At 69.8% G+C, this 24,729-nt stretch carries 28 protein-coding genes; 16 read left to right on the top strand and 12 right to left on the bottom strand.

Translation table 11 applies throughout. The annotated features are described in order from the left end of the window. Position 1 precedes the first annotated feature (1 nt). Both AOM45_RS45720 and AOM45_RS45715 read left to right on the top strand, forming a co-directional pair. Positions 2-2,671: a TNT domain-containing protein gene (locus AOM45_RS45720; protein WP_035913754.1), complete on the top strand. Its 2,670-nt coding sequence runs from the start codon at positions 2-4 to the stop codon at positions 2,669-2,671. After that, positions 2,668-2,922 carry a hypothetical protein gene (locus AOM45_RS45715; RefSeq protein WP_030473357.1) on the top strand — a complete coding sequence of 85 codons (255 nt, stop codon included), beginning with the start codon at positions 2,668-2,670 and terminating at the stop codon, positions 2,920-2,922. The genes AOM45_RS45720 and AOM45_RS45715 overlap by 4 nt, the downstream gene beginning before the upstream one ends. On the opposite strand, the gene hisN is transcribed toward AOM45_RS45715, so the two are convergent. Then, the gene (hisN, locus tag AOM45_RS45710) at positions 2,903-3,682 is read right to left on the bottom strand and encodes a histidinol-phosphatase (protein ID WP_030473356.1); all 780 of its coding nucleotides are present in this window, start codon (positions 3,680-3,682) and stop codon (positions 2,903-2,905) included. The genes AOM45_RS45715 and hisN overlap by 20 nt on opposite strands. Positions 3,683-3,713: 31 nt before the next feature. Between hisN and AOM45_RS45705 the strand changes: the two genes are divergently transcribed. After that, positions 3,714-4,388: a response regulator transcription factor gene (locus AOM45_RS45705; RefSeq protein WP_030473355.1), complete on the top strand. Its 675-nt coding sequence runs from the start codon at positions 3,714-3,716 to the stop codon at positions 4,386-4,388. Next, on the top strand, positions 4,388-5,662 hold the full coding sequence (locus AOM45_RS45700) for an ATP-binding protein (RefSeq protein WP_030473354.1): 1,275 nt from the start codon (positions 4,388-4,390) through the stop codon (positions 5,660-5,662). The genes AOM45_RS45705 and AOM45_RS45700 overlap by 1 nt, the downstream gene beginning before the upstream one ends. 4 nt (positions 5,663-5,666) lie before the next feature. On the opposite strand, the gene AOM45_RS45695 is transcribed toward AOM45_RS45700, so the two are convergent. The 3 genes from AOM45_RS45695 to AOM45_RS45685 all read right to left on the bottom strand — a co-directional run bounded on the left by AOM45_RS45695 (position 5,667) and on the right by AOM45_RS45685 (position 9,058). Then, positions 5,667-6,203, bottom strand: coding sequence for a GtrA family protein (locus AOM45_RS45695; RefSeq protein WP_030473353.1), 537 nt, complete (start codon positions 6,201-6,203; stop codon positions 5,667-5,669). Next, positions 6,133-6,732: a GtrA family protein gene (locus tag AOM45_RS45690; protein ID WP_372497501.1), complete on the bottom strand. Its 600-nt coding sequence runs from the start codon at positions 6,730-6,732 to the stop codon at positions 6,133-6,135. Before AOM45_RS45690 ends, AOM45_RS45695 begins: the two co-directional genes overlap by 71 nt. A gap of 112 nt (positions 6,733-6,844) precedes the next feature. After that, positions 6,845-9,058 carry a sigma-70 family RNA polymerase sigma factor gene (locus tag AOM45_RS45685; RefSeq protein WP_030473352.1) on the bottom strand — a complete coding sequence of 738 codons (2,214 nt, stop codon included), beginning with the start codon at positions 9,056-9,058 and terminating at the stop codon, positions 6,845-6,847. A 139-nt stretch (positions 9,059-9,197) separates the two neighbouring features. Between AOM45_RS45685 and AOM45_RS45680 the strand changes: the two genes are divergently transcribed. The 4 genes from AOM45_RS45680 (at position 9,198) to AOM45_RS45665 (ending at position 12,250) form a co-directional block, all read left to right on the top strand. Continuing rightward, a complete protein-coding gene (locus AOM45_RS45680; protein ID WP_236704074.1) occupies positions 9,198-9,965 on the top strand; it encodes a GGDEF domain-containing protein in 768 nt (255 codons plus the stop codon). Positions 9,966-10,119: 154 nt separating this feature from the next. Next, positions 10,120-10,500, top strand: coding sequence for a GntR family transcriptional regulator (locus AOM45_RS45675; RefSeq protein ID WP_030473350.1), 381 nt, complete (start codon positions 10,120-10,122; stop codon positions 10,498-10,500). Then, positions 10,497-11,291 (top strand): ATP-binding cassette domain-containing protein, encoded by a 795-nt coding sequence (locus AOM45_RS45670; RefSeq protein ID WP_030473349.1) that lies wholly within the window; start codon positions 10,497-10,499, stop codon positions 11,289-11,291. Before AOM45_RS45675 ends, AOM45_RS45670 begins: the two co-directional genes overlap by 4 nt. Further along, positions 11,288-12,250, top strand: coding sequence for an ABC-2 membrane transporter-related protein (locus AOM45_RS45665; RefSeq protein WP_030473348.1), 963 nt, complete (start codon positions 11,288-11,290; stop codon positions 12,248-12,250). Before AOM45_RS45670 ends, AOM45_RS45665 begins: the two co-directional genes overlap by 4 nt. Here the strand turns inward: AOM45_RS45665 and AOM45_RS52570 are convergent. Beyond that, the gene (locus tag AOM45_RS52570; protein ID WP_030473347.1) at positions 12,208-12,441 is read right to left on the bottom strand and encodes a hypothetical protein; all 234 of its coding nucleotides are present in this window, start codon (positions 12,439-12,441) and stop codon (positions 12,208-12,210) included. The genes AOM45_RS45665 and AOM45_RS52570 overlap by 43 nt on opposite strands. Between AOM45_RS52570 and AOM45_RS53955 the strand changes: the two genes are divergently transcribed. The 4 genes from AOM45_RS53955 to AOM45_RS45645 all read left to right on the top strand — a co-directional run bounded on the left by AOM45_RS53955 (position 12,358) and on the right by AOM45_RS45645 (position 15,442). Beyond that, positions 12,358-12,561, top strand: a complete 204-nt coding sequence (locus tag AOM45_RS53955; protein WP_369406712.1) for an MmyB family transcriptional regulator — start codon at positions 12,358-12,360, stop codon at positions 12,559-12,561. The two genes, AOM45_RS52570 and AOM45_RS53955, sit on opposite strands and share 84 nt — an antisense overlap. Continuing rightward, positions 12,525-13,712 (top strand): 5-(carboxyamino)imidazole ribonucleotide synthase, encoded by a 1,188-nt coding sequence (locus tag AOM45_RS45655; RefSeq protein ID WP_030473346.1) that lies wholly within the window; start codon positions 12,525-12,527, stop codon positions 13,710-13,712. The genes AOM45_RS53955 and AOM45_RS45655 overlap by 37 nt, the downstream gene beginning before the upstream one ends. Further along, a complete protein-coding gene (gene purE / locus AOM45_RS45650) occupies positions 13,709-14,200 on the top strand; it encodes a 5-(carboxyamino)imidazole ribonucleotide mutase (protein ID WP_030473345.1) in 492 nt (163 codons plus the stop codon). The genes AOM45_RS45655 and purE overlap by 4 nt, the downstream gene beginning before the upstream one ends. Before the next feature lie 78 nt (positions 14,201-14,278). Continuing rightward, a complete protein-coding gene (locus AOM45_RS45645) occupies positions 14,279-15,442 on the top strand; it encodes an acyl-CoA dehydrogenase (RefSeq protein ID WP_030473344.1) in 1,164 nt (387 codons plus the stop codon). Positions 15,443-15,467: 25 nt separating this feature from the next. Here AOM45_RS45645 and AOM45_RS45640 read toward each other — a convergent pair whose 3' ends face one another. The 4 genes from AOM45_RS45640 to AOM45_RS45625 form a co-directional block, all read right to left on the bottom strand. After that, entirely contained in the window at positions 15,468-16,508 is a 1,041-nt protein-coding gene (locus tag AOM45_RS45640) for a GTP pyrophosphokinase (RefSeq protein ID WP_030473343.1), read from the bottom strand. Positions 16,509-16,568: 60 nt separating this feature from the next. Then, positions 16,569-16,931: a hypothetical protein gene (locus AOM45_RS45635; RefSeq protein WP_030473342.1), complete on the bottom strand. Its 363-nt coding sequence runs from the start codon at positions 16,929-16,931 to the stop codon at positions 16,569-16,571. Between the two features lie 74 nt (positions 16,932-17,005). After that, complete coding sequence (locus AOM45_RS45630) at positions 17,006-17,485, bottom strand: SRPBCC family protein (RefSeq protein WP_030473341.1); 480 nt, start codon at positions 17,483-17,485, stop codon at positions 17,006-17,008. After that, entirely contained in the window at positions 17,482-17,808 is a 327-nt protein-coding gene (locus AOM45_RS45625) for an ArsR/SmtB family transcription factor (RefSeq protein WP_030473340.1), read from the bottom strand. The genes AOM45_RS45630 and AOM45_RS45625 overlap by 4 nt, the downstream gene beginning before the upstream one ends. Before the next feature lie 166 nt (positions 17,809-17,974). Between AOM45_RS45625 and AOM45_RS45620 the strand changes: the two genes are divergently transcribed. Both AOM45_RS45620 and AOM45_RS45615 read left to right on the top strand, forming a co-directional pair. Beyond that, positions 17,975-18,739 carry an META domain-containing protein gene (locus AOM45_RS45620; RefSeq protein ID WP_030473339.1) on the top strand — a complete coding sequence of 255 codons (765 nt, stop codon included), beginning with the start codon at positions 17,975-17,977 and terminating at the stop codon, positions 18,737-18,739. 93 nt (positions 18,740-18,832) lie between these two features. Further along, a complete protein-coding gene (locus AOM45_RS45615; RefSeq protein WP_030473338.1) occupies positions 18,833-19,249 on the top strand; it encodes a DoxX family protein in 417 nt (138 codons plus the stop codon). On the opposite strand, the gene AOM45_RS45610 is transcribed toward AOM45_RS45615, so the two are convergent. The 3 genes from AOM45_RS45610 to AOM45_RS45600 form a co-directional block, all read right to left on the bottom strand. Next, complete coding sequence (locus AOM45_RS45610; protein WP_030473337.1) at positions 19,230-19,913, bottom strand: TIGR03089 family protein; 684 nt, start codon at positions 19,911-19,913, stop codon at positions 19,230-19,232. The genes AOM45_RS45615 and AOM45_RS45610 overlap by 20 nt on opposite strands. 9 nt (positions 19,914-19,922) lie before the next feature. Next, positions 19,923-21,107 carry an LCP family protein gene (locus AOM45_RS45605; RefSeq protein ID WP_051784713.1) on the bottom strand — a complete coding sequence of 395 codons (1,185 nt, stop codon included), beginning with the start codon at positions 21,105-21,107 and terminating at the stop codon, positions 19,923-19,925. A gap of 67 nt (positions 21,108-21,174) precedes the next feature. Continuing rightward, positions 21,175-22,737 carry an LCP family protein gene (locus tag AOM45_RS45600; protein ID WP_236704073.1) on the bottom strand — a complete coding sequence of 521 codons (1,563 nt, stop codon included), beginning with the start codon at positions 22,735-22,737 and terminating at the stop codon, positions 21,175-21,177. A 107-nt stretch (positions 22,738-22,844) separates the two neighbouring features. On the opposite strand from AOM45_RS45600, the gene rfbB reads away from it, so the two are divergent. Together rfbB and rfbD are read left to right on the top strand one after the other, a co-directional pair. Continuing rightward, the gene (gene rfbB / locus AOM45_RS45595) at positions 22,845-23,831 is read left to right on the top strand and encodes a dTDP-glucose 4,6-dehydratase (RefSeq protein ID WP_030473334.1); all 987 of its coding nucleotides are present in this window, start codon (positions 22,845-22,847) and stop codon (positions 23,829-23,831) included. Positions 23,832-23,834: 3 nt separating this feature from the next. Continuing rightward, on the top strand, positions 23,835-24,683 hold the full coding sequence (gene rfbD / locus AOM45_RS45590; RefSeq protein WP_030473333.1) for a dTDP-4-dehydrorhamnose reductase: 849 nt from the start codon (positions 23,835-23,837) through the stop codon (positions 24,681-24,683). Positions 24,684-24,729 lie beyond the last annotated feature (46 nt).

Here is a 24,729-nt window from a genome sequence, read left to right as displayed (position 1 = left end):
CATGGGCATCGAGCTTCCCGTCGAACTCACCGAGGTCGCTGCCAAGGCCGGGGTTTCGTGGCCCAAGGCCGACGAGGACGCCATGCGTTCCAGTGCCGCCGCGTGGCGGGAGGCCGGGAACAAGATCAAGACGCTGGGCACCTCGTCCGACGGGGCTGCCGGGCGGGCGTTGGAAGGGCTGAGCGGGGCCGCCGGTGACGCCGCGCGCGGACGGTGGGCGAAGGTCGTGGCGCCCGACGGTGATCTGCAGCGGGCGGCGCGCGGTTGTCACGCCGCCGCCGACCGGCTCGATCACGCGGCTGCGCAGGTCGGTGCCGCCAAGGTCGAGATCGTGCGCGAGCTCGTGACGCTCGCCAAGAACAACGACGCCGCCACCGCTTCGGCGCAGGCCGGCAACCCCAACGCGTTGCTGGGGCTCGACACGTTGACGAAGGGCACCGCGGCCAACGTCGCGAACCTGCACAACACGCTGTCCTCGGCCATCCGGCTGGACAGCGGCGTGGACATGAGCCACGGCTCGCAGCCCGTCAACACCGCGCCCGGCGCGCACGGTCCCGGCGGTGGCGGAGGGCTGTTGTCCCCGGTGACGAACGTCGTCGGGGGTGTCGTCGACACCGCCGCTCCTGTCACCGGTGCGGTGACCGCTCCGGTGGGTGCCGTGACGGCGCCTGTCGTCGGGGCGGTGAACGACGTCGCGGCGCCGGTGCTGAACGCCGCAGCTCCCGCGACCGCGCCCGCCGCCGCCGTGGTGCAGCCGGCGCTCGAGGTCGTGGATGGCAACGGGACAGGCGACGGCGGTGGTCGCGGCGAGGGCCAGGGCAAGGGACTGCTTCCCGGCCTGGTGGACGGCAACGGTTCCTCCCGCGCGGAAGGTCCGAGCAACGGGCTGCTCCCCGGCCTGGTGGACGGCAACACGGGGGATGCCGGCCGCGGCGAAGGTCCTCCCGTCGGTCGCGGCGAGAACAAGGGCGTGCTCCCCGGCCTGGTGGCCGACACGGGCCAGGCCATCGGTCAGGCCGTCGGCCACGTGACGCAGGCGGTGCCGGAGGCGATCCCGAGCGTTCAGGGCACCCTCGGCCCGGTCGCCGAGGGCACGACGCAGGCTTCGGCCGCGGTGCTCGACCAGCCGTTGATCCGCGGCGGCGAGATGCACGGTCAGCCCGCAGCCGCCGTTCCGCAGGGCGCGACGCCCGCCGCACCCGCGGCGCAGCCTGGTCCGGCGATGGGCAGCCCGCTCGGTGGCGGCGGCCCGGTCGGTGGTCCGGTGGGAGGCGCGGTCGGCGCTGCCGTGGGTGGTGTCGCGTCGGCGGCTCCCGCGGCGGCCGGTCAGGTCGGTGCGGTGGTGGGCCAGCAGGGTGGTGCGCAGGCGGCGGCCCAGTCCGCTCAGGCCGCTCAGGCTGCCCAGCAGGGACAGCAGGCGGCCAAGGCCGGTGACGCCAAGGCCGCGGAGGCCAGGGCTGTGGACGCGAAGGCCGTGGACGCGAAGGCGGCGGAGGCCAAGGCCGGCGAGGCCAGGGCCGGTGCGCAGGCGATGGCGTCCAAGACCGGAGGGCTCGGCGCGGGTCAGGCCGCGGGCGTTCAGGCCGGTAGCCAGGTCTCCGGCCAGAGCCAGCCCGGCAGCCAGGGGCCGAGCCAGGGACAGTCCGGAAGCCAGACGTCCGGGCAGGCCCCGGCTGGTGGCAAGGACGCGCTCGCCAAGGACGCCGCGAAGGACGCGTTGCTCAAGGACGCGGAACTCGGCGACGGCGCGATCGAGGCCGCCGCTCCCGGCGGTCAGAAGGTTGGCGACACCATCGCCGCTCCGGCTGCTCCGACGGCCGGGGTGGACCTCGGCGCCGCACCGCGGCCGGGCGCGGATCTCGGCACCGCACCCGGTGCACCACAGCCTGGTGGGGGCCTCGGCGCTCCGCTGGCGTCCGTCGACCTCGGCGGCCACCACACCTCCGGCTCCCTCACCGACCGCCTCGACAGCAACCGCGACCAGGCCCACGCCCTCGCCGACCCCGGCCTCGTCGGCGACATCGCCCGGCACGCCTACACGGCGGTCGCGGCCGGGAGTTGGTTCATGGCCATCTTCCTGTCCACGGGCCAGGCACCCCGCCTCGCCCCGAAGCCCGCACGCCAGCTGCCCCCGCCCCCGCAGGAGCCGGAGCAGCAGGTGCCGACCTTCGCTCCGAACGACCACCCGCAGGCGGACCTGGTCGACGTCTCCTCCCCGCAGGCGGCGGAGGAGACCGACGGTCTCGGCAAGGACCACCCGGTCGTGCAGGAGCTGTTGAAGGACTACGACCCGCTCGCCGGCATGCACGAACGCGACTGGGAGAGCCTCTTCCAGAACGAGGACGGCACGCCGCGCTGGCCGGTCGAACGCGAGGGCGGCTACGAGGACAGCCAGCCGGAGGTCCTGAAGGCCGGCGCCGAGCTCGACAGGTTCGGCACGACCGAGGGACGCGTGCTGAGCACCGCGGGCACGCCCTTCAAGGAACGGTCGCTGCCTCCGGGCGCGGCCGAGGAGGGCTACCGCAGGTACCGCGTCACGAAGGACCTGCCCGTCCACCGCACGATCAGCGCGCCCTGGTTCGGCCAGCCCGGTGGCGGGGCCCGCTACCGCACCACCTACCCCGTCGCGGACCTCGTCGCGCTCGGCTACCTCACGGAGATCACCGCATGAACGTCGAGTCGCTGCCCGAGTGGCTGACCAGGATCGGCGTGCCGGACGACGTCGTCAGCATCGGTGAGGAGGCGGAGGGGCGCTGGTGCCTCCTCACCGACGAGACGGGTCACGAGGTGTTCTGGCAGGAGCAGGGGAACCGCTACGACTGGGCCCGGTTCGACGACGAGAGCGTGGCGTGCCACTACCTCTTCGGCCGTCTCGCCTGGGCTCAGGTCGCGCGCGGATCCCTCACCGTGCCAACAGCTTGAGCGCGGCCTCGTGCAGGTGGCCGTTCGACGTCAGCACGTTGCCGCCGTCGTAGCGCTCCTCACCGTCCAGTGAGGTGAAACGGCCACCTGCCTCGGTCACGAGCACTTGGAACGGGGCGACGTCCCACGGGTTCACGATGCACTCGGGTGCCAGGTCGATCGCACCCTCGGCGACCAGGCAGTGCTGGTAGAAGTCGCCGAACGCGCGGCTTTCCCAGGTCGCGTCCACCAGCCGCAGATATGCCTCACGTGAGTGGTACTCCACCCACGTCTTGATGTCCGTCGTCGACATGTACGCGTCCTCGAGAGAGCGCACGCCGGAGACGGAGATCGCGCGCTCGCCGGAAGCGTCCGACATGAACGCGCCGCCACCCGCCGCGGCCCACCAGCGGCGGCCCAGCGCGGGTGCCGACACGACGCCGACGACCGGCGTGCCGTCCACGACCAGGGCGATCAGCGACGCCCAGATCGGCACGCCGCGCAGGAAGTTCTTGGTGCCGTCGATCGGGTCGAGCACCCAGACGCGGGAGGCCTCGAGGGTGCCGCCGCGTTCCTCACCCATCACGACGTCGTCGGGGCGTTCGGTCGCCAGCACGGCCCGGACCGCGTCCTCGACCGCGACGTCGGCATCGGTGACGGGCGTGCGGTCCGGCTTGCGCTCGACGGCGAGGTCGTGGGCGCGGAAGCGGGTCGCGGTGATCGCGTCGGCGGCGTCGGCGAGGCGGAGGGCGAGTTCGAGATCAGCATCGTGGCGTGACACGCGGCGATCGTTCCACGAATACGCTGTGGCCGTGAGCGTGGTCTTGTTGGCCGAGGACGATCCGGCCATCGCGGAACCTCTCTCCCGCGCGTTGACGCGGGAGGGTTATTCAGTGCAGGTCGTGGGGGACGGGCCGAGTGCGTTCGAAGCCGCCATCGCCGGGGGCATCGACCTGCTGGTGCTGGATCTCGGACTGCCCGGCATGGACGGGCTGGAGGTGTGCCGCAGACTCCGTCAGAACGGCAGGGGCATACCCGTGCTGATGCTCACGGCCCGTGCGGACGAGGTCGACTTCGTGGTCGGGCTCGACGCGGGCGCGGACGACTACGTCGCCAAGCCGTTCCGCCTCGCCGAGCTGATGGCCCGCATCCGGGCCCTGCTGCGCCGCCGCGCACCCGGAACGCTGGAGGTCAACGGTGTGCGCGTCGACCTGGCCGCCCGTCGCGTCACGGTCGACGGCGGTGAGATCCAGCTCGCGAACAAGGAGTTCGAGCTGCTCAAGGTGCTGATCCAGCGCGCGGGGCAGGTCGTGAGCCGCGACGAGATCCTCTCCGAGGTGTGGAACGACCCGGACCTCAAGGGCAGCAAGACGCTCGACATGCACATGTCGTGGCTGCGCCGGAAGCTCTGTGACGGCACGCCCAACTCGGCCGAGCGCCGCATCGCGACCGTGCGCGGCCGCGGTTTCCGCTTCAACGCAGACTGATGCGCCGCCGGATCCTGCGGGCGATCCTGCTCGCCGTCGCCGTCACGGGCATCGTCCTCGGGCTCCCGCTCGGCTACTCCGCGCTGACGCTCGTCGAGGACAACGCCCGCGGCGCCCTCACCGAAAGCGCGCAGCGCATCGCGACGGCCCTCGACGACCAGCTCGCCAACAGGCAGAGCATCGACATCGAGGCCGTCAAGTTCGCCATTCCGACCGACGGCCGCCTCACCGTGACCTTCGGTGGCGCCACCACCGTCACCGGTCCCTCACCCGGAGACGATCCGCTCAGCGCAGAACTGCCGATCGCGCAGCAGGGCACCGTGCGGCTGGAGATCCCGTCCGGCACGATGCGCACCAACCAGGCCCAGGTGGCGGGCCTCGTCCTACTCCTGCTCGCGCTGTCCGTGGGCACCGGCACGGTCGTGGCGCTGGTGACCGCGCAAACGCTTGCCCGTCCGCTGGTCCACGTGGCGGCCCGTGCGTCCCGCCTGGGCGCAGGCGACTTCCGCGCCGACGACCAGCGCTACCACATCGAGGAACTGGACGCGGTCTCCGAGGCGCTCGACACCTCGGCGACGGCGCTGGCCCGGCTCGTCCAACGCGAACGGGAGCTCGTCGGCGACGTCTCCCACCAGCTGCGCAGCCGCCTGACCGCGCTGCAACTGCGTCTCGAAGCCCTGGCCGAACACCCGGAACCGGACACCGCGGCCGAAGCCCGCGCGGCCCTCGAACAGGCCGAACGCCTGGCCGCGGTGCTGGACGAGCTGCTCGCCGCCGCCCGCGCGGCCCGGGCTGTCGGTGCCGAACCGGTCGAGCTGCGGCCGGCGCTGAACGCCATCGCCGAGGAGTGGCGCGAGCAGGTGAAGAGCCAGGGCAGGGCGCTGCGCGTCCGCGTCCCGGACGGCCTGCTCGCCCGCGTCACGCCCGCGCGCCTGCGCGAGGCCATCGGTGTGCTGCTGGACAACGCCCTGCGCCACGGCGAGGGCTCTGTGGTGCTCTCGGCGCGCAGCGAGGAGGGCACGGTCGTCGTAGAGGTGAGCGACGGCGGTTCAGGCGTGCCCGACGAGCTCGCGGCGCACATCTTCGAGCGCGGTGTCTCCGGTGGCGGCTCGACGGGGGTGGGGCTGGCGCTCGCACGGGCGCTGGTCGACGCGGACGGCGGGCGGCTGGAGCTGTCGACGGCCCGCCCGGCGACGTTCGCGGTGTTCCTGCCGGTGCCGAAGGCTCAGGACGTGGTCGGCATTCCGTGGAAGACGCCGAGCACGCCGCGCTGAACAGTCAGGAGTGGCCGAGCTCCTTCTCCTCCTCGATGGACCGGTCACGACCGCGGACGTTCTCCTCGGGGAACACCCACGTCTTGTAGCCGTACCAGCGGAAGGCCATCGCGATCAGCGTGCCGATGATCTGCGCGCTCAGGAAGTCCGAGATCTCCTCGGTGAGCCGTGACACGTGCGGCTCCTGCAGGTGGAACAGGTACCGCGCGACGTACAGCGGTGCCGAGTTCAGCACGATGCCGATGCCGTTGACCAGGAAGAACAGTGCTGCTTCGTGATGCCGCTCGCGGCCGCCGCGGGTGCGGAACGACCACTCCCGGTTGAGGACGTACGACACGATCGTGGCGACCAGGGTCGCGATGATCTTCGCCGTCACCGGGTTGTTGGGCAGGACGACCGTCTTGATCCCGAAGAACAGGACCGTGTCGATCACGAAGCAGGTGCCCCCTACCAGGGCGAACTTGACCAGTTCACGATGCTTCAGCGCGATCGACCGGATCGGCTCCGGAAACCGGGAGACCACTGTTTCGGCTAGAGACACGGGACGAGTCTACGGAGATCGGGTGAACGCGGCGGTCCGGACGAGCGCCGGCGTCGGGAAACACCCAGCGTCGCATCGCCCAGAACTTGAAGCCGGTCGCGAGCAGCATGCCGATGATCGAGCCCGACACGAAGTCCGCGATCTCCTCGGTCATCGCCGAGACGAACGGGGCCTGGAGACCGATCAGGTGCCGCGACAGCCACAGCGGAACGATGTTGATCGCCACGCCCAGGCCGCTGACCAGGAAGAACAGTGCGGCCTCGTGGTGACGCTCGCGGCCGCCGCGGGTGTGGAAGGACCATTCGCGGGACAGCACGTACGAGGCGATGATCGCCACCAGCACGCCGATGACCTTGGCCGTGACGACCTTGTCCGTCAGCACCGTGAGCTTGAGCGCGTACCAGACGCCGTTGTCGACGAGGAACGTTGTGCCGCCGACCACTGCGAACCGGATCATCTCGCGGTGCTTGTGCAGCAGGAACTGGAGTGGTTCTGGCAACCGGCTCATGGCACGGCGTACGACTGGCAGCACCGCGCCAGCTTACGGATCAAGATAACGGTGCTTGCCTCCGGGTGTTACCTTTCGCCACTCAGAGGTGTCTGACCTGCACGTTCAGTGACGAAGAAAGATCAACTTTTGATCAACTCCGCGCCGGCTCGCAGGGCCACCCCAGCAGATCCGGGATCAACGGCGGGCGCAAGCCGGGCCACGGCTGGCACGGTTCGGAGGTCGGCGGAGGAGCCGTCGGCACTGGCGTCGACGGCGGCACCGTCGGCGTCGGCACGGTGGTCGACGGCGGGAGCACCGTCGGCAGCGTCGGCGTGGGCACGGTCGGGGTCGGCACCACGGGCGTGCCGGGCTTCGTCGGCTCGATCGGCTTCACCGGCGGCGGCGTCGTGGTCGTCGTCGGCGGCACGGTCGTCGTGGTGGGGTCCGGCGGTTTCACCGGGTCCACGACCGGCGGGTGGTCCGGGTGCAGCTTCACCGGCACGGTCACGGTCTTCGTCGCGTTGCCCAGCGTCGCCGTGACGGTGATCGTCCCGCCCCGGTGCGGCAGTCCGAACGCCCACACGGACATCCGGAACTGGCCGCCCTTGTCCAGGTCGGTGACGCAGTGGATCGAGTTCTTGTCCGTCCGCGAGCACTCGCGGCACGGCGTGAACACCACGATGTTCTCCGACGACGACACGTCCAGCTTCAGCGTGCCGCCGCGCGGGCCCTTGTTGCGGACCTGCACGTCCACGCGCGGGTCCCAGTAGATCTCGTGCCACGTCGAGACGGTGAGCTCGATGTCGTCGTTGATCGGAGGCACGTCGACGGCGACGCTGACGTTGACCGAGATCGACGCCCCCGCGCTGATCGTGCCGGTGATCGTGCCCGGCTGGGCGTCGGGTGTGGCCTGGAGCCGGAACAGGAACGTCGCCTGCCCGCCGGGCGCGATGCCCTGCGGTGTCGAGCAGGTGATCGTGCCGCCGCCCGCCGGGCAGTTCACGGTCTGGTCGGCTGATCCGTCGGGTTGCAGCAGGCGCGCGGCGAACGACGCAGGCCCGCCGGTCGACAGCACGCCCGGTGGCAGGTTCAGCGACATGGTCGCGGGCGGGGCCGCGGAGCCGCCGGTGTTCCGGACGGTGATCGGGAAGTCCTTGGGCGCCTCGCCGGGCGTGAGCGTGAACCCGCTCGGCGTGGTCGGCGTGAGCGACGGCGGCGCGGGCGTCGGTGTCGGAGCCGGGGAGGGAGCAGGTGGCGCGGGTGCCGGTGAAGGCGGCGACGGGCTCGGACTCGGGCTCGGACTCGGAGTCGGCGAGGGGACCGCCGGTGCCGGCGGAGGCGGTGGCTGCGGCGAGGGCGGCTTCGGCTGGACCTGTGTCACCGCTGGTGGAGGCGGTTCGATGGCCTGCACGGCCGGCGTCTGCTGGTCGCTGCCGCCCGCGGTCAGCGCGATCACCACGGCCGCGGCCACGGCGGCGGCGGAACCACCGACGGTGACGAGTTGCCGGGGAATCGAGGCACCGACCGCGCCCGCGCCACCGGCAGCCGCTCCGGCGCCGACGACGGCCGTGGTCGTACCCGCCGCCACCAGGTACGTCGTGGCGCCCACACCCAGCACCAGCGGGGCGACGAAGATCCGCAACGCGCCGTTGACGTCCGCGAGCTCCGCGGCCAGGGCCCGGCACCGCCCGCACTCGTCGAGGTGCGTCTCGACCTGGGTCGCCTCGCGCTTGGACAGACCCGCGCGCGTCCAGGCCCCGAGCCGGTCGACGGTCGCCCGGCACCGTTCCGCGTCGGTGTCGGCCAGGTGCATCTGCAGGTACTGCTGCTTGAGGCCCTCGCGGGCGCGGTAGGCGAGCGCGGACACGCCGTTGGCCGTCAGCCCGAGCAGCGGGGCGACCTCGGCGGGCGACTGACCCTCGATCTCGGTGTGCCAGAGGACCATCTGCCAGCGCTCCGGCAACGCGGCGAACGCGCGGGCGGCCATGGACCGCTCCAGCCCGGCCACCGCGGTGTCGCTGAACGCCACGGGCGGCGCGACGTCGGTCATGTCCTCGGTGAGGTCGACCTTCTTGTCCCGCCGGGTCTTGTCGTAGGCGGTGTGCCGAAGCGCCGTGAGCAGGTACGCGCGAAACGCCGAGTCGGGCCCGCGACCGGCCCGCAGCGTGTCCAGGACCTTCGCGAACGCCTCCGACACGAGGTCGTCGGCCTCGGCCTGCGAGCGGGCCAACTGGCGGGCGAGGTTGTAGGCCGCCGAGACGTGCCGTTCGTACAACTGGCCGTAGGCGTCGATGGTCCCTTCGCGCACGGACTCGATCAGTTCCGCGTCGCTGGGCCCCTGGACGTCTGCAGGAACGGTCGCCAAGTCTCGTGTCCCTCCTCGCGGCGCTCAGTGTGACCTACGGCGCCACGAACAGTCATCTGAATCCCCCGCGCGGGTTGCGTCATGAACCTTCGGCTAGTGCGTTTCCCACCTGGAATCGGGAGAGCTGAAGGGAGACCGGGTGGGTGTCGCACAAGCGGAACGCCTGCTGAAGTCGAGGTGGCGGACCGCCACCATGGCTGCCGGCTGGGCGTTCCCCGCAGACTGGCCGCTCGCCGAGGTCGACGAGGTGTGCGCGGCGATGCTGGAGAACACCGACCCCGGCGACGCGCTGGTCCGGCTGGGCCGCGCTCGTGCCGAGGCTGGTGCCGGCCTCAGCGAGACGCTGCTGGACCTGGCCGCGCTGCACGCGGTGCTGACCGACGCGTCGCACATCGTGTCGCCGAACGTCGACGCGCTCCCTTCGCGGATGGTGCGCATGACAGCGCTGGGATGGGCGGACGTGGTGACGAAGCAGGCCGGCGACTGCGCGGCCGAGGATCCTCTGACCGGGCTGGCGACAGCCGCTTACCTGCGGACACGGCTGGGCGAGGTGTACCGGGAGACGCCCGTCGCGCCGCTCGACTACGCCGTCGTGCTGCTGCGCCTCGACGTGCACCGGGCGTCCGGCTGGTCGCGCGTCGTCGCGATGACGCTCGTGTCCGACGCGTTGCGCACGGTCTTCGACGGCGGCGAGACGCTGGCGAGCCTGGGTCCGTGTGTGGCCGCTGTCCTGGTGCGTCGCGACGAAACCCTCGCACGCCGCGTCTCCAACCTGCGCGTCCTGGCGGCAGACCGCCTGGCGGACGACCCCAACGTCCGGCCGACCGGCCCCGCGAAGGTCTGGACCGAACGCCTCCCCGACACGCACGCCGAGGCGTGCGCCCTCCTCACCTCGCTCGGGCGCTGACTCCCCCTGTCCCGCGCCCGCTCCCTCCCCGTTCCCCCACTGCACGCGGGAGCCCTACGTACCGCAGAACGGTACGTAGGGCTCCCGCGTGACTTTTCAGATGTGGACAAGTGTTCTATTGTCTTAGTTCACTAGAACAATCTGGGGAGTGTGTGTGGTCGAGTTCCACGTCGACCGCGGCAGTGGTTTTCCGGCGTACCTGCAGCTCAGTCAGCAGGTCAGGGAGGCTCTGAGGCTCGGCTGGTTGCAGCCGGGCGATCGGCTGCCGACGGTCCGCGACGTCGTCGCGACCAGCGGGGTGAACGCGAACACCGTGCTGAAGGCCTACCGCGAGCTCGAGCTCGCGGGGCTCGTCGAGGCGCGCCAGGGCTCCGGCACGTTCGTCAAGGCCTCCTTGGGGTCCGCCGTCCCCGAGGACCTGGACCCGCTGCGCGCCAAGCTCGCCGCGTGGATCGCCGAAGCACGCTCCGCCGGGTTGGAGGACGAGGACATCTTCGCGCTGCTGCGCGAAGGGCTGAGTGGGGGAGCGCAATGAGCGTGGTCGCGGCCGAAGTGTCGAAGTGGGCGGTGCGAGACGTCTCCTTCGAACTGCCGCCGGGCAGCGTCACGGCCCTGGTCGGCGCCAACGGCTCCGGCAAGTCGACGCTGCTGAACGTGCTGGCCGGGCACCTGCCACCGCGGTCGGGACACACGTCGATCGCCGGTCGCGTGGCGTACGTGCCCCAGCACAAGCCGATGTACAAGAACTTCGAGGTGCCGGACGTCCTGGAGTTCGGCCGCCGCATGAACACCATCTGGGACCACAAGCGCGCCGACGACTGGCTCACCAGGTTCAAGGTGCCGCGCAAGCTCCAGGTCGGCGACCTGTCCGGTGGCCAGCGCACGCACGTGACGCTCGCGTTGGCCCTGGGATCCCGTCCCGACGTGCTGCTGCTGGACGAGCCGATGTCCGAACTGGACCCGCTCGCGCGCAGGAAGGTCATGCGGGAGTTGCTGACCGAGGTCAGCGACAACGGGATGACGTTGATCTTCTCCACGCACGTCGTCGCGGAGATCGGCGGCGTCGCGGACCGGTTGCTGCTGCTCTCCGGCGGACGGCTCCTGGTGGACGGCGACACCGACGAGCTGCTGGAAGAACACGTTCTCTACACCGGTCCGCGTGACCCGGAACCGCCCGTGGAAGGACCCGTGGTGCTGGCGAAGCACAGTCAGTCGCAGTCGCAGTTCCTGGTGCGTTCCGGCGGCACGCAGGTCGACGAACCGTGGACCGCGCGGTACGTGACGCTGGAGGAGCTGGTCGTGGCGCACCTGGAGCGTGTGGCGTGAGCGCGTTCGTGTGGCTGACCTGGCGTCAGCACCGGTGGATGATCATCGGTACCTCGGTCCTCGCGCTGGTCGCGGCGTTCGTCCTCGTCTCGACGGAGGGCGGGCCGGTGGGCTCGATGCTGCTGGCGGGCTTCTACGGGCTCGCCGTGCAGGTCGCGTTCGGCGGTGTGATCGGCGTGTTCTGGGGTGCCCCGCTGATCGCCAGGGAACTCGAGGAGCGCACCTACTTCGTGGCGTGGGGCCAGGACGTCACCCCGGTGCAGTGGGTGCGCGGCAAGGCTCTGCTGCTGGGCGCGCTGGCCGTGGTGCTGGGCGGGGTGATCGGGTTCGGCGGCGGGTTCATCGGCAGGCAGCAGTCGTGGGCGGCGTTCGAGGGGAGCCCGGTCGTGCAGGCCGGCTACGCGATCTTTGGTTTCGCGCTCGGCCTGCTCATCGGCCTGCTGTCCCGGCACGTGGTGACGGCGATGGCGGCGACGCTGGTGGCCTACGTCGTCGTCCGCGCCGTGGTGGCCGCGTTCGTGCGCGACCACTACCTGCCGGCGAGGCGCGAGATCGCCCGCTGGGAGAACACCCCGGACGTGCCGGGAGCCTCGACGGATCTCGGTGGCGGGTTCATCGGGCCCGATCTCGACCCGGTGGACGTGACCGAGCAGTGCGCGAAGATGCCCAACGTCGGTACCTGCATGCGCAGCTCGAAGGCCGCCATCGGAACGTACGTCGACTACCAGCCGATCGGGCGGCTCGGACTCTTCCAGTTCATGGAGTTCGGGTTGTTCGCGCTGATGGCCGCCGGGCTGTTCTACGTGACGTTCCGCTTGCTCCGGCGCGGCGGAGGGTGGAAGCCGTCGCGCTCCCACCGTCGCATCAGGACCGAACCCGCGCCTGATCCCGCGCCTGATTCCGCTCCGGCACCCGTTCAGAGCACGCCGGACACCGCCGCCGCCCACGCCGAGGGGTAGTGCGGGCGGAACCCGAGCACCTGTTGCGCGCGGGTCGTCGACACGATTCCGTGCCACGGGTCGAACGCCTGCTGAACGGTCTCCCTGGGGGTGAGGCCGTTCAGCAGGTGCGGCACCCGGTGGCGGGGCTGCTGGAGTTCGACTGCGAGGTGCTCGGCGCACCCGAGCACGACCAGCGACTCGTGATCCACGTCGCACCCGAGGGCAGCGTCACCGCGCGGCGGCTGGCTCTGCTCGTGAGTGCCGGAGAAGCCGCAGGTAGGATGCCTGAACCGTGGACTCCCGTACCCGTCTCCCCGTCGTCGGAATGATCGGCGGCGGGCAGCTCGCCCGCATGACGCACCAGGCCGCGATCCCGCTCGGTCAGTCGCTGCGCGTGCTCGCCGTCTCCGAGAACGACCCCGCCGCCCTCGTCGCGCGGGACGTGGTGCTCGGCACGCACACCGACCTGGACGCGTTGCGCGCGTTCGCGAAGGGCTGCGAGGTCGTCACGTTCGACCACGAGCACGTGCCGTCCGAGCACCTGCGCGCGCTGGTGGCCGAGGGCGTGAAGGTGCACCCCGGCCCGGACGCGCTGCAGTACGCGCAGGACAAGCTGAAGATGCGCGTGCGCCTGGCCGAGCTGGGCCTGCCGGTGCCGCCGTTCGCCGAGGTGCACGACGTCCGCGACGTGCTCCGCTTCGGCGCCGAGCACGGCTGGCCGTGCGTGCTGAAGGCGATCCGCGGCGGGTACGACGGCCGCGGCGTGTGGATGCTGAACCAGCCGCACAGCGCCGAGCTGGTCGTGCCGGAGCTGCTGGAGGCCGGGACGCCGCTGATGGTCGAGCAGTGCGTGCCGATGCGCCGCGAGCTCGCGGCCGTGGTGGCGCGCTCGCCGTTCGGCCAGGGCGCGGCGTGGCCGGTCGTCGAGACCGTGCAGTCCGAGGGCATCTGCGTCGAGGTCCTCGCGCCTGCTCCGGGGCTGGACGGTGCTGCGGCCCAGGAGCTGGCCCTGAAGGTCGCCGACGCGCTGGGCGTGGTGGGCGTGCTGGCCGTCGAGCTGTTCGAGACCGCGGACGGCGTGGTCGTGAACGAGCTCGCGATGCGTCCGCACAACTCGGGCCACTGGTCGATCGAGGGCGCGCGCACGTCCCAGTTCGAGCAGCACCTGCGGGCCGTCCTCGACTACCCGCTGGGCCGCACCGACCTGATGGCGCCGGCCGTGGTGATGGCGAACGTGCTGGGTGCCTCCGAGCCTCCGGCGATGGGCCCGGACGAGCGCGTGCACCACCTGTTCGCCCGGTTCCCGGACGCGCACGTGCACCTGTACGGCAAGGAGGAACGGCCGGGCCGGAAGGTCGGGCACGTGACGTTCCTCGGCAACGACATGACGTCGGTGCGTGAGCGTGCTCGCTTGGCCGCGGACTTCCTGTCCACCGGCGTTTGGTCAGACGGATACGACATTCACGGGAGCTCGGAGTGACTGTGCAGGTTGGCGTGATCATGGGCAGCGACTCGGACTGGCCGGTGATGAAGGCCGCGGCCGAAGCCCTCGCCGAGTTCGACGTGGCGTACGAGGTCAGCGTCGTCTCCGCGCACCGCACCCCGAAGCGCATGATCGACTACGCCGAGTCCGCCGCCTCGCGCGGCCTGCGGGTGATCATCGCGGGCGCGGGCGGCGCCGCTCACCTGCCGGGCATGGTCGCCTCCGCCACCGTGCTCCCGGTCATCGGCGTGCCGGTGCCGCTGAAGTACCTCGACGGCATGGACTCGTTGCTCTCGATCGTGCAGATGCCCGCGGGCGTCCCGGTGGCGACCGTCTCAGTGGGTGGCGCCCGCAACGCCGGTCTCCTGGCCGTCCGGATGCTGGCGTCCGGCGACCCGGCGCTGCAGGAGCGCATGGCCCGTTTCCAGGCGGAACTCGAGCAGCTCGTACTAGACAAGGACGCGGCGCTGCAGAAGTCCCTCTGAGTGCTCAACAGCACAGCGGCGCCCGTGGTAAACGGGCGCTAACATCGTGCTGAGTACTCGCTACCGGGAGGTAACAAGGTGAACCCGAGCTTCGGCACCTACCAGCTCGCCGAGGAGCACGAGGCGCTGCGAGAGGCCGTCCGCTCGCTCGCCGAGAAGGAGATCAAGCCGTTCGCGGCCGAGGTCGACGAGAACGAGCGCTTCCCGGTCGAGGCGCACAACGCCCTGGTCAAGTCCGGCTTCGCGGCCGTGCACGTGCCGGAGGAGTACGACGGCCAGGGCGCGGACTCCGTGGCCACCTGCATCGTGATCGAGGAGATCGCCCGCGTCTGCGGCTCGTCGTCCCTGATCCCCGCGGTGAACAAGCTCGGCACCATGCCGATCCTGCTCTCGGCCTCGGAAGAGCTGAAGCAGCTCGTCATGCCGTCCATCGCCTCGGGCGAGGCCATGGCCTCCTACGCCCTGTCCGAGCGCGAGGCGGGCTCCGACACCGCCTCGATGCGCACGCGGGCCGTTCGCGACGGTGACAACTGGGTGCTGAACGGCACCAAGTGCTGGATCACCAACGCCGGCGAGTCCACCTGGTACACGGTCATGGCCGTGACGGACCCCAACGCCGCCAAGAAGTCGGCCGGCATCTCGGCGTTCGTCGTGCACAAGGACGACCCCGGCTTCTCGGTGGGCCCGAAGGAGCGCAAGCTCGGCATCAAGGGCTCGCCGACCCGCGAGATCTACTTCGAGAACTGCACGATCCCGGCCTCGCGGATCATCGGCGAGCCCGGCACCGGCCTGAAGACGGCTCTCCGGACTCTGGACCACACCCGTCCGACGATCGGCGCGCAGGCCGTGGGCATCGCGCAGGGCGCCTTGGACGCTGCGGTCGCGTACGTCAAGGACCGCAAGCAGTTCGGGAAGTCCATTTCGGACTTCCAGGGCGTCCAGTTCATGCTCGCCGACATGGCGATGAAGATCGAGGCGGCCCGGCACATGGTGTACGTGGCGGCCGCGAAGGCCGAGCGCGGCGAGCCGAACATCGGCTTCATCACCGCTGCCGCCAAGTGCTTCGCGTCCGACGTGGCCATGGAGGTCACGACGGATGCGGTGCAGCTGTTCGGTGGCGCGGGGTACACGCGTGACTTCCCCGTGGAGCGGATGATGCGGGACGCGAAGATCACGCAGATCTACGAGGGCACGAACCAGATCCAGCGCGTCGTGATGTCGCGCGCGGTCCTCAACGGCTAGGGCTTCGAGTCGCGGAGCCAGGACCTCACTCCTGGCTCCGCACCTTCTCGTGCATTCCCTCGAACAGCTTCCAGCCCGCGCTGCCGCTGTCGGGAAAGATCCTCTTGAACTGCTTCTCTTCCAGGCCGCGGAAGGTCGCGATGATGCTTCCCAGGCTGATCTCGATCACGCGGCCCTCTGATCGAGGGCCGAAGACCGACAAGAACGCGCTGAGCACGCGGTGTGTCGAGGGTCCGTCCGGCAGCTTCTCGTCGAACTGCCCGATGGTCTTCGCGCCGAGCGCCTTGGCGAGGGCCACCAGTACGCTGAGATCGCCCTCCCAGTACCTGATTCTCAAGCCTTTCGCCACCTCGGCGATCTCCAGCACCTTGGGACTGTTGCGCACGTAGGCTTCCATGGACTGCGCGTTGACCCGCAAGTCGAGAGCACCGTGCTTGACGCTGTCGGAGTACTCGCCGGACAGCTTGTCGATCTCGCCCTTGATCGTGGAGAACTGTTCGTCCGCCATCTCGAACAACGCGCTCAGCAGGAACAGTTTGCGCTGCAACGGGATCGGCACGTCGGCCTCACGTTTGTAGCCGAGCTTGTGGTGCATCGCCGCCCACGCGTGCTGCGACATCGTGCGAACCTGGAACTCCGCGGAGATGCCGGCGTACCTCGCCCACGACCGTTCACTCCGGCTGCCGATGCGCACGACCAGGTGGTTCGACGCATAACCGAACTGGTCGGGCGCCAGCTCGTCCCGCTTGTTCACCGAGTGCTCTTCACGCACCTCGAACTCTTTGCTCAGCAGCTCGACGATCCGGTCGACGTCTTCGAGGTAGTGCGCGATGATCCGCACCCCGACCAGGTCCGTCATGTCGGTCAGCGGGTTGGCGTACTTGCCGGACTTGCGCCGGATCTTCTCGTCGATGCTGTCCAGCGTCTTCACCCGGCCCTCGACCTGGAAGACGGCGATCCCGGCGTTCTCGAGGATCTTGTCGACGAACCTGCGCACGTCCTTCTCGCAGTCCTCGTACGTCGAACGGGCTTTGACGTACTCGGCCTTCCAGTCCAGCGACGTCACTGCGTGGCTCCCGGTCTAGGTGGCGGTGCACGCTCTTGATCGGGAGTCACGCGGCGGGCATTACAACCAGGCGGTCACGCACGTGCCGATCGCCTCGCCGATCGCCCCCTTCGCGCCCAGCACGCACGACGACTCCGCGGTCAGCGACTTGTCCGAGAGCTGCTGCGCGAACGCGATCGCGACGTTCATCATCCGCGTCGGGCTGCCGCTGTCGACCGCTTCCTTCACCGCCGCCGCACGGGCTTCTTCCGTCGTGCAGCTGATGTCGGTGCCGAACTTGTCGACGCGCGGCAGCCACAGCGCCTTCGCACCCGACGGGCACGGCGTCACCTGCCAGCGACCAGGAGCGGACGCGTGCGCGAGGGGCGCGGAGAGCACGGCGAAACCGAGCGTGATGGCCAGAGCCACGAGGAAACGTCCCATGTGGACGAACGTAGCCGCGCGCCACGGCCTCTACCGGGGGAACCGGGGTCACGACTGGTGACTACCCAACGTCGTCACAGCGACGCGAGGACTTCGCCCAGCCGCTCGTAGGAACGTCCGGCGCCGTCCGCCATCCCGGTCGCCAGCACCGCGTCCCGAGCCTCCTGCGACACCAGCTTCATCGTCGTGGTCATCGTCGTCTGCCCGTCGGACTCGACGAACTCCACCGTCGTCTCGGCCGGCGGGTTGTCCTCGAAGTGCTCGGTGTTCACCAGACGGGTGAAAGGCGTGACCTCGGTGTACTCGCCGTACATCTCGAACGCCTGCGAGCCGTCCGGCTGGGCCCAGCCGTAGCGCCACTTGCCGCCCACGCGCAGGTCGACCTCGCAGATCGGCATCTCCCAGCCGTCGGGGCCGAGCAGCCAGCGCCGCAGCATCGCCGGCTCGGTGAACGCCTTCCACACCAGCGCGGCGGGCGCGTCGAACGTGCGCGTCATCGCGATCTCGGTGTCGGACGGGAGGGTGACGGTGGTTCCGAACTTGGTGGTGTTCATCGCTCTTTCTCCTTCATCTCCGTCAAGAGTGCGTCCAGGCGCGTGTAGCTCGCATCCCAGAAGCGGCGGTAGTTCTCTGCCCACACGGCGACCTCCTTCAACGGCGTCGCGTCGAGCTGGCAGGGGCGCCACTGGGCTTCCCTGCCGCGGGTGATCAGGCCTGCCTTTTCCAGCACGCGCAGGTGCTTGGAGATCGCCGGGCCGCTGATGTCGAACGGCTCGGAGAGCTCCTTCACCGTCGCCGGGCCCTCGGTGAGCCTCGCGAGGATCGCCCGGCGGGTCGGGTCCGCTAGTGCGGCGAAGGTGGCGCTCAGCTGGTCCATCTCGTACCTAACCACTTGGTTATCTAACCTCTGGGTTAAGTAGAGCCCTTGCTCGTCGTCCTGTCAAGTACCTGACGAAGTCCCCGTGACGTCGAATTTCCGTTGGCCTGGCCCGGAAATCCCGTCTTCGCGCAACCCCGGAGGCCTGGTGTTCCGTCCTCATCGCATGAGCTACCGAGTTCTCGTCGCAGCACTCGCCGCCGCCCTGCTCGCCACGGGGTGCGGCAGCACGTCCACCGGAGGAGGGGGTGGTGAGGTGAAGGGCAAGGTGTTCCGCTCGGCCTTCGTCACCGAGCAGGGCAAGCCGCGCCCCCTGGTCGAGGGCACGAACGTGGAGCTCAGATTCACCGACGACGGGCGGCTGCTCGCCAGCGCCGGCTGCAACCAGATGCAGGGGCCGGTCTCGCTGGATGACGGCAAGATCGTCGTCCCCGACCTCGGCATGACCGCGATGGGCTGTCCCAGTCCCGACCTGCACACCCAGGACGAGTGGCTGTCCAAGCTGCTGCGCGCGTCACCGTCGTGGCGGATGGACGGCACGAACCTGGTGGTCACCGGGTCGAACGCGGAGATCGTGCTCGGGCCGGAGGCGCCCGCCACGCTCGAAGGCGGCACGTGGAAGCTGGCGAGCCTCGTCCAGGCCGACGCGGTCTCGTCGACTCCGGCCGGCGTGGAGGCCTCGATCAGGTTCGAGAACGGCAAGCTCAACGCGAAGCTCGGGTGCAACGACGCTTTCGGGTCTTACGAGGTGGAGGGGTCGACGATCACCATCGGCGAGCTGGGTCACACGGACAAGGCGTGCGAGCCGGACAAGATGGCGGTCGAGAAGGCCGTGCTGGAGACGCTGAAAGGCCAGGTCACGTACAAGATCGACCGCAACAACCTGACCCTGACGACCACGAAGGGTGACGGCATAGGACTTAGCAAGTAGCTGTCGGGTTCCTGTCGAAACCATAAGGTTGTTCAAACTTGTACTAGTTTGGTTCGAAGTTGAACAGCTGAACGACAGGATCGGGGAGCAAGCATGGTCAAGGACGTCGCCGCACTCATCGGACGCATCGGCATCGGCATCGTGTTCGTCGCGCACGGCTGGCAGAAGTGGACCGAGTACGGCCTCGCCGGCACCGCCGGGTCGTTCGAGAAGATGGGTGTGCCGCTGCCTTCGGTGTCCGCCGCGTTCGCCGCGACGGTCGAGCTCGTCGGCGGCCTCGCGCTGATCGCGGGCCTCGCGTTGCCGATCGCCGGCGTGCTGCTGGCTGCCAACATGCTCGGCGCGTGGATGCTCGTGCACCTGCCGAACGGCCTGATCGGCGAGGGTGGTGCCGAGCTGGTCGTGGTGCTCGGTGCGGCCGCCCTCGCGCTCGGCTTCAACGGTGGTGCCTACTCGCTGGACCGCGTGCTGTTCAAGAACAACAAGGTGCTCAACCCAGCAGCTGTGTGATCTTCTCGCTCTCCCGGCGCGCGGCCAGCAGGCCCGCGTCGGGATTGCTCACCTGAACCAGTGAGCCACCGGCCGCGAGCACGGCCAGAAAGCCTTCCAGCACACCGGAAGGAACGTTCCACTCCAGAGTGGACAGCACACGCGGCTCGGAGCCCAGCTCCGCGCCGCGTTCGCGCGCCTGCGCCACCACCTCGTCCACAGTGGACTCGCCCAGTGCGGGTGTCGAGCCCGGAACCGGTTCCCACGGCGTGAAGTCGTCGCCGTGCACCCGAACGTCGTCGAGGTAGTCGACCGCGGCACCCGCGCCCAAACCCATGGGGTGCAACGAAGCCACGGCCACGACGTCCGCGTCCGCCGTGCCACCGGGCGGCACCACGGCCACCTTCGCGTCCTCGCCCGCACCGACGACACGGGCGCCGCACCACCACGCGCCGAGCAGCAGGCCAACCGTCTGCCAGTGCGCGGGCAGCAGCACCGCCACGGAGTCGCCCGGCTCGACGTCGTGCTCGTCACGCAGCCAGTTCGCCGTCTTCGCGGCCCAGTTCGCGATCGTCGCGCGGGACAGCTCGACGCGCGAACCCGTCGCGTCGTCGTAGTGCGTGATCAGCGGACGACCGGGATCGGCCTTCAGCAACGGCGTGAAGAGGATCTCGGTCACGCTCACGCGGCACTCCTAGTCGATGCAGGGCACATCCGGTTGGGCAGCTGCCACGGCGGGGAAGCCGTCCAGCGAGAGCAGCTTCTCAGGACCGAACCGCGCCGGCGTACTGGGGGTGACGGAAGGGGTGGGCTTCGGCGTCTCGCCGATCAGCTGCGCCACCCACGCCTTCACCGCCTCGCGGTCCACGGTGACGATGCTCTGGCCGCGGTCGTTGCGGGCGTCGATGCTCGTCACGGGGATCGTGGCGAACTCCACGTTGCCCGACGCGATGCCCTGCGCCTGGGCGGCCAGCGTCGCGAGGTCGAGCTTCTCGTCCACGACCACGGACTTCGACACCGCGTCCAGCAGGCCCTTCATCTTCGTCGTGTCGGTGAACGTGCCGGCGGACAGCAGCTGCTTCATCGCCTGCGACATGAACACCTGCTGCCGCGCGATGCGGCCGAGGTCGCCGCCGGGCATGTTCCGCTGCCGCACGAACGACAGCGCGTCGCCGCCCGAGATCACCTGCTCGCCCGCGCGGAAGTTCGCGCCGGAGTTCGGGTCCGAGGTGCCCGCCTTCAGGCACACCTTCACGCCGCCGATCACCTCGGTCAGCAGGTAGAACCCGTAGAGGTTGATCTCCGCGTAGTGGTCGACGCGCATCCCCGTCAGGTCCTGCACCACCTGCACCAGGGCCTTGCGCCCGGCCTCGTCGGACTTGCGCTCACGTTCCTGCTGGTCCGAGACACCCTCGGCCTGGAGCCGTTCGGCCGTGAGGAACTTGACCGCGCCGTACGCCGAGTTGATCTTGTCTTCGCGGTAGCCGGGGATCGGCACGTAGGTGTCGCGCGGGATGGAGATCGCGCTCGCCTTGCCGCCGTTGCGCGGGATGCGCATCACGATGATCGTGTCCGTGTTCACCGTGTCGGTGCCTTCGGTGCGCAGCTTGCGCAACACGTCCGCGGGCAGCGGACGGCCCTGTGCGTCGGTCCGGCTGTCGCTGCCCACCAGCAGGACGTCGATCGCGCCGTCCTCGACGGGCGGCGAGTTCGGGATGTCCTCCAGCACCTCGAGGATCTGCGTGGTGTTGGTGTTCTGCTTCACCAGCCGCAGCGCGGTCCAGAAGTAGCCGGAGAAGGCCAGCGTTGTCACGGCGACGAGCGCGACGACCGTGCGGCCGGCGACCAGTGCGGTCTTCTTCGCGCGTGCGGCGCTCAACGTGGGTCCTCCAGGTGCGGAATTCGTGTCCTCAGCGTAACTATCGCGAGCGCGTTACGCCGGGGGTTCAGTTCACGCACACCAGGCCGCCCGCCGTGATCGGCGGCGTGCTGCTCGTGCTCGGCGGTGTCGTCGTGCCGGGCGCACCCTGCGGGTCGACGTTCTCGGAGTCGTCGAGTGACTGGTAGTCGGTGCCGACCTGGACCGTCACCTGTCCTTTTCGGACTGACTTCTCCTCGGCGACGTTCACGTTCGGCCCGAGCTCCGCGGCGACCTTGCGCGCGGACCCCTCCTCGCCGGCCGCGTAGAACACGACGGTGTCGGCGGGCTGCTGGGCCGAGGACGCGGTGCCGCGCTTGAAACCCTTGGCGGCCAACGTGTTCAGCACCTGGCCCGCGAGGCCCTGGATCCCGGCGGCGTTGATGACGTTCACGGTGATCGACGAGTTCGGCGGCGCGGGCAGCGTCGTGGTGGCCGTCGGTGAGGACGAGTTGCTGGTCGACGGCTTGTCCGCGGCGAGGCTCGTGAGGAACTTGCGCACCTCGGCGGGGTTCACCGGCAGCACGTTGCCGTCGCCGTAAGTGTCGGTCGGGGGACCCACCGGGATGGTGCGGAACTCGAAGTTGCCGCCCACCAGGCCCTGCATCTGCTCGGCGAACGTCGTGATGTCCCAGCCGGAGCTGAGGATCACCGACTTCTGCACGGCCTCGACGAGTCCGTTGAGCTTCGCCGGGTCCGTCAGGGTGCCGCTCGACAGCACCTTCTTCGCCAGCGCCCCGATGAACACCTGCTGCCGCACGATCCGGTCGAGGTCGCCGCCGGGCAGGTTCTTGCGCTGCCGCACGAACGACAGCGCCGCCCTGCCCTCGATCGTCTGCTGACCGGCCTTGAAGTCGGCACCGGAGTCGGAGTCCGAGGTGGCCTCCCGCAGGCACACCTCCACACCGCCGATGGCCTTGGTCACCTCGTAGAAGCTCGCGAGGTTGACCTCGGCGTACCGGTCGATGCGCACGGCCCCGCCGGACATGTTCTCGATCGTCTTGATCAGCGTCTTGCGGCCGGCCGCCATCGACTCGGTCCGGATCTTCTGCTCGTCCGTCTCGCCCTTCGACCGCATCTCCTGGTCGACGGTGTTGCGCTGGCGGGCGAACGCCGAGTTGAGCTTGTGCTTGCCGAACCCGTCCGCGATCTCGACGTAGGAGTCGCGCGGGAACGAGATCGCGACCGCGCGCGTGCCGTCGACCGGGATGTGCACGAGGATCATCGTGTCGGTGTTCTGCTCGCCGTCGGCGTACCCGCCGTTGAGCAGCGCGAGGACTTCCTCCGACAGCGGCTTGCCCTGCGCGTCGGTGCGGCTGTCCATGCCGACGAGGAGGATGTCGACGGCGCCGTCGAGCGGCTTGGGCCCCTGCTTGGTGAGCTCCTCGGAGATGACCTCGGTCTTGACGATGCCTTTGTCGGCCGCCCGCAGCTTGCCCCAGCCGTACGACGTGACGAGGAGCACAGCCGCCGAAACGAGGGCGACGAAGATCTTCCCGGTCGTGAGGAATGCGCGGAAAGCCGCCGACGGTCGGGTGCCGACCACCCGGACCGGCAGGCTCTTGCCTTCCACAGCCGTTTCCTCCCCCACACCTCGAGTTTAGTCGTTTATAAGACACACGACGTGACGTTGCTGTGGGTTGCAGCGATTAGGTACGTGACAGACTGCGAGCGGGGAACACCACGGGAGGAAATGGCATGCGCGTACTGGTGACAGGTGGGGCCGGTTTCATCGGCTCGCACTACGTGCGGGAGTTGGTGAGCGGCTCGTACCCTGCCTTCGCGGGTGCCGAGGTGGTGGTGCTGGACAAGCTCACCTACGCGGGCAGCGAGACCAACCTCGCGCCGGTCGCGGGCAAGTTCGAGTTCGTGCGCGGCGACATCTGCGACGCCGAGGTCGTCGCGGAGCAGATGCGCGGCGTGGACGTCGTGGTGCACTTCGCCGCCGAGTCGCACGTCGACCGTTCCATCACCGGATCCGCCGACTTCGTGCTGACCAACGTCCTCGGCACGCAGACCTTGTTGCAAGGTGCCCTCAACGCGGGTGTCGGCCGGTTCGTGCACGTCTCGACCGACGAGGTCTACGGGTCCATCGAGGACGGATCGTGGTCGGAGGACCACGTCCTGGAGCCGAACTCCCCCTACTCCGCGTCCAAGGCGTCTTCGGACCTGCTGGCGCGCGCGTTCCACCGCACCCACGGACTGCCGGTGAGCATCACCCGGTGCTCGAACAACTACGGGCCGTACCAGTTCCCCGAAAAGGTGATCCCGCTCTTCGTCACCAATTTGATCGACGGCAGGAAGGTGCCCCTCTACGGCGACGGCCTGAACGTGCGCGACTGGCTGCACGTGGCCGACCACTGCCGCGGCATCCAGCTCGTCGCCGAGGCGGGCCGGCCGGGTGAGATCTACAACATCGGCGGCGGCACCGAGCTCACCAACCGCGAGCTCACCGAGAGGCTGCTCGCCGCGACGGGCCGTGACTGGTCGTTCGTCGAGCCGGTGGCCGACCGCAAGGGCCACGACCGCCGCTACTCGGTCGACATCTTCAAGATCTCCGCCGAGCTGGGGTACCAGCCGCAGGTGGACTTCGCGGTGGGCCTCGCGGACACCGTCGAGTGGTACCGCGAGAACCGCGCGTGGTGGGAGCCGCTCAAGGAGCGCGCCCAGCTGGTGAAGGGCTGAGCGTTGATCCTCGTTCCCGGTGGTCGTGGCCAGCTCGGCCACGACCTCGCAGCCCTGTCCTCCGACGTCCGCGCGCTCTCGTCCAGTGATCTCGACGTCACCGCGGTGAGTGCCGCCGACCTCGCCGGTGCCTCCGCGGTGATCAACTGTGCCGCCTACACCGCGGTCGACGCGGCCGAGACCGACGAGGACCGCGCGTTCGCGGTCAACGCCGTCGGTCCCGGTCTGCTCGCCGAGGCGTGCGCTTCCCTTGGCATTCCACTGATCCACGTGTCGACGGACTACGTGTTCTCCGGCGACGGGACGCGGCCGTACGAGCCGTCCGACCCCGTCGGCCCGAAGTCCGCGTACGGCCGCACGAAGCTCGAAGGCGAACGCCGCGTGCTGGAGGCCGGCGGGTACGTCGTGCGCACGGCGTGGGTTTACGGCGTGCAGGGCTCGAACTTCGTGAAAACCATGGCGGCGTTGGAGTCCACGCGACCTTCTCTGTCCGTTGTGGACGATCAGGTCGGCTCGCCGACGTGGTCGCACGACCTGGCCGCGGGGCTGCTCGAGCTGGCCTCGGTGCTGCCCTCGACGCGGCTGCTGCACGCGACCGGCGGTGGCGAGACGACGTGGTTCCGTTTCGCGCAGGCGATTTTCGAGGAGCTGGGCGCCGACCCGTCGCGCGTGCACCCGTGCACGACAGCCGACTTCTCGCGACGGGCGCCGCGACCCGCCTACTCGGTGCTGTCGGGTGCGGTGTGGGAAGCAGCGGGACTACGCCCTTTGCCGCACTGGCGAAGCGCCCTTGCGGAGGCATTCAAGGCCGGGGTGGTAGCTCCGCGTACCGGTGCTGCGCCATTGGAGTGACTGGTCTGGTACGGCTGTTTCAAGTACGAGAACCTGTTCGGCATGT

It is taken from the genome of Lentzea aerocolonigenes (genome assembly GCF_000974445.1).
Classification (GTDB): Bacteria; Actinomycetota; Actinomycetes; order Mycobacteriales; family Pseudonocardiaceae; genus Lentzea; species Lentzea aerocolonigenes.
Note: the sequence above shows the minus strand (reverse complement) of the source record. Positions and strands in the feature narration are given on the sequence as shown.